Origin of the sequence: Geobacillus sp. BK01 (assembly GCF_052220245.1) — a bacterium.
Lineage (GTDB): Bacteria > Bacillota > Bacilli > Bacillales > Anoxybacillaceae > Geobacillus.
This window is the reverse complement of record NZ_JBQPTH010000020.1, coordinates 36042-46121: the sequence shown is the minus strand read 5'-3', so window position 1 is coordinate 46121 and position 10080 is coordinate 36042. Positions and strand designations below refer to the sequence as shown.

8 protein-coding genes and 1 riboswitch are annotated in these 10080 nt (G+C 52.2%); all 8 genes read left to right on the top strand.

The genetic code is table 11. The features are described 5' to 3' along the window. Window positions 1–546: 546 nt before the first annotated feature. Entirely contained in the window at window positions 547–3285 is a 2739-nt protein-coding gene (locus ACTVDO_RS14825) for a tetratricopeptide repeat protein (protein WP_442901779.1), read from the top strand. Between the two features lie 236 nt (window positions 3286–3521). Then, window positions 3522–3630, top strand: a riboswitch (TPP riboswitch). Between the two features lie 69 nt (window positions 3631–3699). Further along, window positions 3700–4785 (top strand): LuxE/PaaK family acyltransferase, encoded by a 1086-nt coding sequence (locus ACTVDO_RS14820; protein WP_041267942.1) that lies wholly within the window; start codon window positions 3700–3702, stop codon window positions 4783–4785. After that, window positions 4782–6233, top strand: coding sequence for an acyl-CoA reductase (locus tag ACTVDO_RS14815; RefSeq protein ID WP_442901778.1), 1452 nt, complete (start codon window positions 4782–4784; stop codon window positions 6231–6233). Before ACTVDO_RS14820 ends, ACTVDO_RS14815 begins: the two co-directional genes overlap by 4 nt. Before the next feature lie 14 nt (window positions 6234–6247). Then, the gene (locus ACTVDO_RS14810) at window positions 6248–6994 is read left to right on the top strand and encodes an ABC transporter ATP-binding protein (protein WP_020960252.1); all 747 of its coding nucleotides are present in this window, start codon (window positions 6248–6250) and stop codon (window positions 6992–6994) included. Next, a complete protein-coding gene (locus tag ACTVDO_RS14805) occupies window positions 6991–7746 on the top strand; it encodes an ABC transporter permease (protein ID WP_020960251.1) in 756 nt (251 codons plus the stop codon). Before ACTVDO_RS14810 ends, ACTVDO_RS14805 begins: the two co-directional genes overlap by 4 nt. Beyond that, window positions 7743–8774, top strand: a complete 1032-nt coding sequence (locus ACTVDO_RS14800; RefSeq protein WP_020960250.1) for an ABC transporter substrate-binding protein — start codon at window positions 7743–7745, stop codon at window positions 8772–8774. The genes ACTVDO_RS14805 and ACTVDO_RS14800 overlap by 4 nt, the downstream gene beginning before the upstream one ends. Before the next feature lie 12 nt (window positions 8775–8786). After that, complete coding sequence (locus tag ACTVDO_RS14795; RefSeq protein ID WP_442901777.1) at window positions 8787–9557, top strand: 3-oxoacyl-ACP reductase; 771 nt, start codon at window positions 8787–8789, stop codon at window positions 9555–9557. Window positions 9558–9769: 212 nt separating this feature from the next. Continuing rightward, on the top strand, window positions 9770–10075 hold the full coding sequence (locus tag ACTVDO_RS14790) for a hypothetical protein (protein ID WP_020960248.1): 306 nt from the start codon (window positions 9770–9772) through the stop codon (window positions 10073–10075). Window positions 10076–10080: the final 5 nt, after the last annotated feature.

Genomic DNA, 10080 nt, shown 5'->3' with positions numbered 1-10080 from the left:
CTTCTTTGAAACAACTGCGAGTTGCCCCGACGCATCCAGCTTCCTTGAATAGGCTCGCAGAGGAAGGGGCATCGGCCCTAAGCCGTCGGTCGGGAGTTCGAATCTCTCCTGGGACGCCATTTACATACGGAAGGAACGCACGAAGTAGCGTGAAAAAAGTCTCCTATTGCGAGCGCCGGATCAGAGGGCGCTGTAATAGGAGACTTTCGTTTTTGATTAAACATATATGGCGAAATCACACAGAAATCAGTCTCTTATCGCGGTTTAGCTGAATCGTGATGGGAGATTTTTTTCTTCCATAGGCGATAAAACCTCTATTTGTCTGGGCCGGACTTGCCGACCTTCTCTCTTTTGGCATCGCAAGCTTGCTGCGATGGCAGAAGCATTTTCTCGTTAATGGAACAGCTGTGTTTTGTCTTGCAAATGAAAACAAATTGAAACGTTCCTTTCCGCGAAAGTTTGGTAAAATGTATAAGATAGAAATAAAATTCGAAAACGTGCCATACAATGAACATGCATGGCAACTATACGAGTTAGGTGATCGACATGGGGTTTGAACAGCAACTTGTCCATAAAACATTTTATGAAACATTGATCGATACGGGAGAACGGGATACCGTCTATGCACTTGGCGACATTTTCTTCGCCGCGTACCGGGACGGGGCCGATTTGTCGTCTATTCGTTTTGCCCAAGGGGAGGTGTATTTCCACCGCCGCGATTATGAGACAGCAATTTTTAAATGGGAAAACGTCCATAACGATTTGCGTCCATGGGCGCAAAAAAACATTGCTGACAGCTACTATGAGCTTGGACAGCTTCAGTCTGCCGAGGAGCTGTATCGCTCGATCGAGGCGGAAAGTGAAACGCTTCAAGCGGAGATCATCTTGCGTTTGTTTTCGCTCTACCGCGAGTTGGGGGAAAGAGAAAAAGCGGATGAAATGATCAAACGCGGCGTGGCGCTCTACCCCGACTACCCGAATATGACCGAATGGGCGCGTGCTTTTTTTGAGGAGCAAGGCGATTGGGAAAGTGCCATCGAGCTCGCCTTAGGGGAAGCGGTGCGGACGTCGGCGCGCCGTTGGGCGGACATTTTAACAGGCTATGTGGAACAAGGGCATGCGCGGGTGATGGCGCCTGCGCGGTTTTCACGGTGTTTGACGCTGCTGTATGAAACTGATCGGGTGAAGTTTGAACGATTAGTACAGGCGTTATGGAACGGTTATCAAGATGGCGATGTGTATTTTTCGTGGCTGGCGGAGTGGAATCGTCTTTATGACGAGCTGGCGATTGGCCGCGACTATGAGTGGAAGCGAATCCCGTCCCTTTTAGCCGAGGCGTATGCCGGGTTAGTAAAAGGGCGGTATCGGGTAAAAGAGCTAGTTGAAGTCGTGCCTCCGCTCTTAAAAAGCTGGGTGAATTTAGCCGGTGAAAGCGGGAGGGCGGAGGCCGCGGCTGCCTTATTGGCGTGGAGTGAAAAGTTTCCGGACAGCTTTGATGATGAAACGGTGAAGAACGCCGCTAAACAGCTTGTTCGTGCGGATGCGAAGTCCGGGGAAGCGGGTGTGGCGTTATTTGAGGAAATAGCCGACTGGGCGGAGGTGCAGCGGGCGGGCTCACATTTTCGTTTCCGTTGGCTTGTGCGGCAGCTTTCCGATTTGCGGCTGCACCGCGTCCTTATTGCCGGGGCGTCGCGAAATGAGCGGCTGGCGTTTTTGCGCACGGTGGTCGGTGAAGCGGCGTTAGTGGCGCCATCCGCCCCGGTGCTTGTTTGGAAAAGCGGAGACGAGACTGAAGTGACGAAAATTAGTGATGAACAGTTTACAGTTTTTGCGAGCCTCGATGAGTTTCAACAAACATCGGGGGGGCGGGGAAGCCGATTTCCTGATGATACGGTGATTGAGTGCACGGCGCCGTTTCCGCTCGTACCGCAGGAGGTGGCCTTTTTGGACATCGGCCCGCTTGGCGGGCGCGCCTTTTCCGACCATGAGGCGTTCGCCTCATTCCCGCTCGCCGATAGTATTCTTTTTCTTCTAAACGGTGATGATCCATTTTCTAGCGTCGATGAACAGCTCGTGCTGCAGCTTTGCGAGCGGGCGCCGCACGTGCCGATTCACTTTTTGTTGCCGCCGGGTGACGGGATGATCGATGAACAGGAAGCGGCACGGATCGCCCAAGACATCGAGGCGCATATTCGCACCATCGTGCCGGAGGCGAACGTGATCGTCTATTCGCCGCACGCGCCAAGCCGCAGGCAGCAACAGGAGCTTGTCGGCTTGCTTGGTGAGGTGCGTCAGCATCGGTCTTCCGTTCGCCGGGAAGAAGCGATATTGGCGACAATTCGCCGGTTCATTGCCCATTTGTTCCGACAGCGGGCTGAGGCGGAAAGCCGGCTGGCGGAATCGGTCGTCTGGAAAAAAGAAATGGCCGCCAAGCTGAATGGGGCGATCCACCAACTCGGCGATCAGCAAGAGGAGAAAACCGCGAAAATCGTAAAAGCGTTCCGCGCTGTTTTGGAAGAGACGCGGACGGCCGTGGCAGCGGCGATTCCGGATATATTGCGCAAAGCGACCGACTTTGTGCGGGAAGACAGTGACTTTTCCCGCCTTCACCTCGAGCTGAATGACAGCGTGAACGAACAGCTTCGCGCTTATGTCGATGAAGAGGTGCTGCCGAATTTGCATCGCGCCATGAACGATTGGATTGCCGCGACAGAAGAGGAATTCCATGAATGCCAGGCGTTTTTGCATGAAATGAGTGAAGGGTTTAACGCTATGTTCGGTGAGGAGCGGCTTGCGCTCGAGTGCGATTTCCGCATTTTGACCGATTGGCGGCGCGATATTGACCGGCTCGCAGGCGGCACGCAAATTGACAAGTTGAACGTTTTCCTCCGCCGCACGCCGGGGCAGCTGCTCCTGAAGGGGGCGGGCAAACTGCTTGGCGCCTTCGCGCAAAATAAGGCGATGTTGGCGCAAAAGTATAAACAGTTTATCCAAACGCAAGATTATGCCGATGTGGCGGAAACGGTTATCGGGCAGTTGTTGCTGCCGTTTGAATGGTTTGCGAAATCGCTCGAACGCGACATTGCCCAATTTTTCCAGCCGCCGTTGGCAGTGTTAACGGAAACGTTGGAGCGGTTGGAGCTTGAAATTGCCGCCCAGGAAGGGGAATTGAAGCAGATGCGCACGAATCCGGAAGCGTATCGCGACCCGCTTGTCCTTTTCGGCATCCGTCTACGCCAATGCGAACAGCTGGCACAGGCCGCCTCCACCGCGGTTCAAGTATAAGGAAGGAAGGTGTCCTAACTAACGGGACACCTTCTCTATATAGGCGTAATGACTGACGGAAAACGGAAGAACACAACTTTTTGAAGACAGCCCCTTCTATAGGCTGTGGTTCACTCCGTCACCGCCTCCATCTGCCGCGGCTTGGCCGGATGTTTGCGCGCACAGATGGAGGATGCTTCCATCGCTTTTTTCTTGCATTCTTTTTTTTTAGAGAGTAGACTTTGATTGTAAAAAGATCATACACTTACGGGAGCTTGTGGAATCAGGCTGAGAGTACGGCTAATCCGCCGTTGACCGTTGAACCTGTTGGATAATGCCAGCGCAGGGAAAGGAAGCATTTTGAAGCACTTTGCCGCGCGCAAAGTGCTTTTTTGCGAGAGTGGAATGGGGATAGAGCAGAAAGGGTTGGAAAATATGACACAACAAGAAATCGTCGAATGTTTGCTTTCGTTTATCAATAAGGAAACGTCCTCGGAAGATGAGTTTAACGAGTATGCCTTGCAGCTATTTGCCTATCAATACGAAAACAATCTTCCGTATCGTACATATTGCAGGCAAAAAGGAAAAACGGCAAGAACGGTGAAAACGTGGCGGGACATTCCCGCTGTGCCGATCAATGCGTTTAAAGAATTGACGCTAAGCTGCACGCCTCCTGAGCAGGCTGAACGTGTGTTTATGACGAGCGGAACGACAAAAGGAGTTCGGGGAAAACATTATCATCCGACACTGAAGGTGTACGATCAGTCCATGATCGTCAATTTTCAAAAGCGGTTCATGAAAGGGCGCGATAAAATCAAGATGGGGATTCTGTTTCCGGCGGAAGAGGATATGCCGAATTCTTCGCTCGCCCATTATTTAGCGCTCGCTATTAACGTGTTTGGCACGGAAGACAGCCAATATTTTGTCAACCGCGGCGGTCTGGATATGGACCGGCTTCTTGCCGGACTGGAGCAGGCGGAACAATCGGGTGAGCCGTACGCCCTTTTAGGGGCTTCGTTTAGCTTCGTTCATTTGTTTGAAGAGCTCGCCAAACGAGGAAAAACGTTCCGTTTGCCGGACGGGAGCCGAATTCTTGATACAGGCGGCTTTAAAAACCAGTCGCGGGAAATGGGCCTCGATGAGTTTTATGACGCGCTGTCCGCTTATCTTGGCGTCCCGCGCCGCGCGTGCATCAACATGTACGGCATGACAGAGCTTAGCACACAATTTTACGATAACGGAAATGAGACAGTTCCGTCGGTGAAATCGGGGCCGCATTGGATTCGCACGAGAGTGATTCATCCGTTGACCGGGGAGGAGATGCCAAAAGGAGAACGCGGCGTCCTCGTTCATTGCGACCTCGGCAACTTCAACTCGGTAACGACGATTTTGACGGAAGATATGGGCGTGGAAACGGACGACGGCTTCCGATTGTTCGGTCGGGTGCAAGGGGCGGAAGCGAAAGGTTGTTCGATCGCAGTCGAGGAATTCATCCGCGCGGCGAAGGGGATGTCCGAATGAGAGAATATGCCGGTTATCTTCCTGACATCGGGGATGAACCGATCGAAACGCGTGTTTTAACGTTTAAAAAAAACGGGGAAACGGTCGAGGTGGAAGTTCCCCTTTTAACGGTGGGACAGCTGAACAAAGTGGCAGAAAAAGTGAAACAAGCCAGCGCCCGGGTTCTTCCATCGTTTTCGGTGATGGAGATGGTTGAGTTGCTTGACCGGGCGGTTGAACAGCTGCTTGATCGCCGCCATCCCGTTCGGCAAAAGGCGGAACGCGTGCTGCCGATTGTCACCGGTTATGATGCGGAAATGGTTCGGCTTGGGCTGACCTCGTATTTCAAAACGTTCCGCAAACCGCAATTGCAACGGTTTCTTGTGGAGGACTTCGAAAACCCCCTGCTTCTCGACGGCTTTCAACCGCGGGCCAAAGGCGGCTTTTCCAAAGCGGTCGGCCCGGAGTTGATCGTCCATATTTGGGCGGGGAACGTGCCGGCGCTGCCGTTATGGAGCTTGATTTCCGGGCTGTTGGTGAAAGCGGGGAACATCGGGAAAGTATCGAGCGCTGAGCCGCTTTTTGCCGGCTGGTTTGCCCGTTTAGTAGTAGAAATCGAGCCGAAATTGGCGGACTGCCTGGCCGTCGTTTGGTGGAAAGGCGGAGACGCCGAGCGGGAGCGCGCTATGTTTCAGCAAGCGGATGTAGTCGTCGGCTATGGGAGCAATGCATCGCTGCAAGACATGCAAAGCCGCATTCCGGTGACAACCCGTTTTTTGCCGTTTGGCCATAAAATTAGTTTTGGCATTGTTTCCCGCTCCTGTCTTGATGCAAGAAAGGCGTGGCAGACCGCTCACCAAGCGGCGTTCGATATTGTGCGCTACGACCAGCAAGGGTGTTATTCGCCGCATCTGTTTTATGTGCAAAAAGGTGGAAGTGTCTCGCCAAAAGAGTTTGCCCGCTACGTCGCCCACGAGCTGAACTGTTTTGCGAAACGGTTTCCGCGCCGCCCCCTTTCTCTTGAGGAAATGGCCGCACAAGCGGCTTGGCGGCAGCACGAAGAACTGAGCGCGTTGGCGGACAATGAGAAGGAAGTGCTCGGAAACGAAGCGGGAGATTGGGCCGTCGTGTATGAGCCGGAACACCGGGAGTTTGCTGTGAGCTGCCTGAATCGGGTTGTGAAAATCGTTGCCTTTGATGATATTTTACAAATCATTTCAGAAATCGCCCCGTATCGGCGGTTTTTGCAGACGGTGGGAGTGGCCGCTTCGCCAAAAGAGCTGTTCGAATGGGCGAAGTGGTTAGGAAAAGCGGGCGCCACACGCATTACAGCGCTTGGGTATATGACTTCTCCTGAAGCGGGCTGGCACCATGATGGGCGCTTTAATTTGCGCGACCTCGTGCAAATGGTCGATATTGAATCAGCGGCTGAAGCGTATGCGGAACAGTTCGCTCCTTATGTCGATTAAGGAGGAAAATGGGAATGAGTTTTTTGCAGCTAGACCGGGTCACGTACCGGTACCAAAGTTCGAAACCGGTCGTTGACGGGGTCAGTTGGACGATCCGTGAAGGAGAGTTTCATTGTCTTGTCGGAAAAAGCGGCTGCGGCAAGACGACGTTATTAAAGCTTGCCGCCGGTCTTTTACGGCCTGATGAAGGGAGCATTTATTTACAAGGTCAAAAAGTGACGCAGCCTTCCCCTTCCATCGGCTACGTGTTTCAAACGCCGACCTTGCTCGAATGGAAGCGGGTCATTGATAACGTTCTGTTGCCGATCTCACTCAAACGAAAACCGACGAAGGAAGATTACGAGTTGGCGCACGATTTGCTTGAACGGATGGGCTTACGGTCCCATCGTGATCACTACCCGGCGCAGCTGTCCGGCGGGCAGCAAAGCCGGGTGGCGATCGCCAGAGCTTTGATTCAAAAGCCGGCGCTTTTGTTTTTTGATGAGCCGTTTGCGGCGTTGGATGCCATCACACGGGAAGAGCTGCAAGATGACTTGTTGACGCTTTGCCGGCTGCACAACACAAGCGTCTTGTTTATTACCCACGATATTGCCGAAGCTGTGTATTTAGCCGACCGCATCGCTGTCATGGCCGATGGCGGCATCATCTATTCGCTCGATGTCAACCTTCCGAAGCCGCGAGCGTTGGAAATGCGTTATGAGCCGAGGTTTAACGAGCTCTGTTTCCAAGTGCGGCAGGCGATGGAGGGGGCGAAGCGGTGAACAACTTTCGCGTGTATTCCGTCGCCTTATTCGTTTTGCTTCTTCTCGTTTGGGAGCTGGCCGCCAAACAAATGTCGCCGCTTGTTTTGCCGGCGCCTTCGGTCGTTGCCGCAACGCTTTTGGACGGAGTTAAGACCGGCTATTTTTGGCCGCACATCGTTCGGACAAGCTTGGAAGTGCTGCTTGGGCTTAGTGTAGGAAGCGGCCTTGGTCTTGTCGTCGGCATTCTCATGGGTGAAATGGAATGGTTGCGCAAACTGTTCTTCCCGTATGTCGTCGCCAGCCAAGCCGTGCCGAAACTCGCTCTAGCACCGTTATTTATTCTTTGGTTTGGGTTCGGCATGACATCGAAAGTGGTCATTACGGCTTTGATCTGCTTTTTCCCTTTGCTTGAAAATACGGTGACGGCGATTCAATATACTGATCGGAACAAACTGGAATTGTTTCGTGTGTTAGGCGCGACACGTTGGCAAACGCTCATTCATTTAAAACTTCCCGCCGGGTTGCCGAGCATTTTTGCCGGGTTTCGCGTTGCCGTTGTATTGGCGGTTGTCGGCGCGGTTGTCGGCGAATTTATCGGCGCCAGCGAAGGGCTCGGTGCGATGATTATCGCTTCCCAAGGGATGATGGATACCCCGCTTATGTTTTCTGTTTTGCTTTTATTAACGATGTTAGGGGCTGTGCTTTACCAGATGGTTCATTTCCTTGAAAAGCGATTGTTAAAACCATATAAAAAGGAGACCGGAAAATGAAAAGGAAAACGTTAGTGGCTGTATGGCTGCTGGTGGTTGCTGTTTTTTTGGCGGCCTGTGGTGCAGCCGGGCGGAATGATCAAACGGGCGGAACGGCGGGAAAAGCGAAAAAAGACAAAACAGAATCGCTGCGTGTCGCCCTTTGGAGCCAGCCGATAACTGAGCAGACGAACTTGCTCGTGGAAAAAGAAAAAGGCTTTTTTAAAGAAAAAGGGTTGAACATAACGCTCATCCCCGGCGCCGGCGGCGGCGATGCGATCAAAAACATTCTTTCTGGACAAGCCGATATCGCTTTTACGGATCCGGGTTCGCTCTTCTTTGCCCTGGACAAAGGGGCGAAGTTAAAAGTCATTTACAATATTTATCCGCAAAACGTTTTCAACGTCGTCTCGCTAAAAGACAAACAGATTACGAAACCGGAAGACTTAAAAGGAAAGAAAATTGGCGTGTACAGCTTGGCGAGCGGAACGCGGCAAAATTTATTAGTGTTGTTGCATCAAGCCGGGCTTTCGGAACGTGATGTGACTATTGTCGAGACCGGTTTATTAAACTTTGCCCCGCTTATGCAAGGGCAAGTGGACGCGACAGCGGCGACCGATACCGGGCTTGTTATGGCGAAAGAAAAAGGGCTCGGGGACGTCAACGTAATGGAAGTGAAAGACTATTTAAATATCCCGAGCGATGTCTTTGTCGTAACCGAGAAGACGTATAACGAGAAGAAAGAGTTGCTGCAAATGTTTTTGGAAGCGTATCGGAACAGCGCCCAATGGATGATCGACCATCCGGAAGAAGCGGCTTCGCTGGCCACAAAGTACGCCATCGATGGCAAGGATGAGCAGCGCAATTTGCAAATCATCAAGCTGCGAAATGGGTCGAGCGTGTCGCCGTTGACGGAAGAAAAAGGGTTGGGGGCGCTTGATGTCAACGTGCTGCAGCAAGCCGCGGACACGTACAAAACGTTAGGCTTAGTGAAAAATGATCTTAACATGGCGGAAGTCGTCGCCGACGATTTGCTGCCGCAACAGTAACGGAGGATCAAAATGGGAATGTTTTCAGGGAAAGTCATTGTTGTGACCGGTGCGAGCCGGGGCATCGGTGCGGCCATCGCCCGCGCTTTTGCCCGTGAACAAGGAACGGTGATTGTCAACTATTTGCAAAATAAGCAGGCGGCGGAACAAGTGGCCGCCGCCTGCGTCGAACTCGGCGGCGATGCCTGGGCTGTTCAGGCCGATGTCACTTCGGAATCGTCCGTCAAGCAGTTGATTGAGCAAGTGGTGATGGAGACAGGAAAAATCGATGTCGTTGTCAATAATGCGTTCGCGCCGTACGTATTCGACCCAGATGAACGCAAACTGGCGTGGGAGCTCGGGTGGAAAGACTATCAGGCGCAAATCGACGGAGCGCTGCGCTCGACCCATTATATGTGCCAGGCGGTGATACCCATAATGAAACAGCAGGGCGGCGGGAGCATGATTAACATCGTCACAGATTTAGTCGCCCGCCCGGTCATCCCGTACCATGACTACACAACAGCGAAAGCGGCGCTCGTTGGCTACAGCCGCAACTTAGCCGCGGAGCTTGGGCCGTTTGGCATCCGCGTCAATTGTGTCGCTCCCGGTTTGGTTTACCCGACTGACGCCAGCCGACGGACGAAGGAAGAAGTGAAAGAAATGCTGATTGCCCAGACGCCGCTGCGGCGGATCGCTGCCCCCGAAGATGTGGCCGGGCCGGTTCTCTTTTTGGCGTCGGACTGGAGCCGCTTTATGACCGGACAAACGTTATTTGTCGACGGCGGGCTAGTTATGCGCTAGCATTGCCGGCGTCCCGAATATATGTACGTGGAACAAGCTGTCCTTATAGAATGAATCGTTGGGGGCAGCTTTTTCCTCATTTTGTATATAGAACATTTCGAAAAATTATGTTATGATAGGAAATGGTTAGGGATTGTTAAAATGTTCCTAACATTTTATGCCCCGCGAAAAAGATGCCTGCTGCATTTCTCCTTGGAAAAGAGGGACAAACCTTGAACCTTTCATTGTTTTGGATGTTGTTCGCTTTCCTGATGTGCGGCATTTTGTTGCGTCATATCACGATTCTGGCTGTAAGGAATGAACGGAAAAAAAATTCATTCGTTTCCCAATACATACTTTTCTCGCTTGTCACCTTATGGTTCACCCCTCTTTATTTAAGCATTAAGTTAGCGGTTTTCTTCGGTGTTGGCCAATACGGGCTCGTCTTATGGTTTGTTCTTTTCATGCTTGGAGTCGTTTATGTCATGAAACGGACGGAAAAGGAAAGAAGGGCGCTGCGGGAGGAATGCCGCCATTAAGCAGG

Coding starts and splice junctions, on each gene's coding strand:
- ACTVDO_RS14820 (WP_041267942.1), top strand. CDS start 3,700: ATGACACAACAAGAAATCGTCGAATGTTTGCTTTCGTTTATCAATAAG.
- ACTVDO_RS14825 (WP_442901779.1), top strand. CDS start 547: ATGGGGTTTGAACAGCAACTTGTCCATAAAACATTTTATGAAACATTG.
- ACTVDO_RS14810 (WP_020960252.1), top strand. CDS start 6,248: ATGAGTTTTTTGCAGCTAGACCGGGTCACGTACCGGTACCAAAGTTCG.
- ACTVDO_RS14815 (WP_442901778.1), top strand. CDS start 4,782: ATGAGAGAATATGCCGGTTATCTTCCTGACATCGGGGATGAACCGATC.
- ACTVDO_RS14800 (WP_020960250.1), top strand. CDS start 7,743: ATGAAAAGGAAAACGTTAGTGGCTGTATGGCTGCTGGTGGTTGCTGTT.
- ACTVDO_RS14795 (WP_442901777.1), top strand. CDS start 8,787: ATGGGAATGTTTTCAGGGAAAGTCATTGTTGTGACCGGTGCGAGCCGG.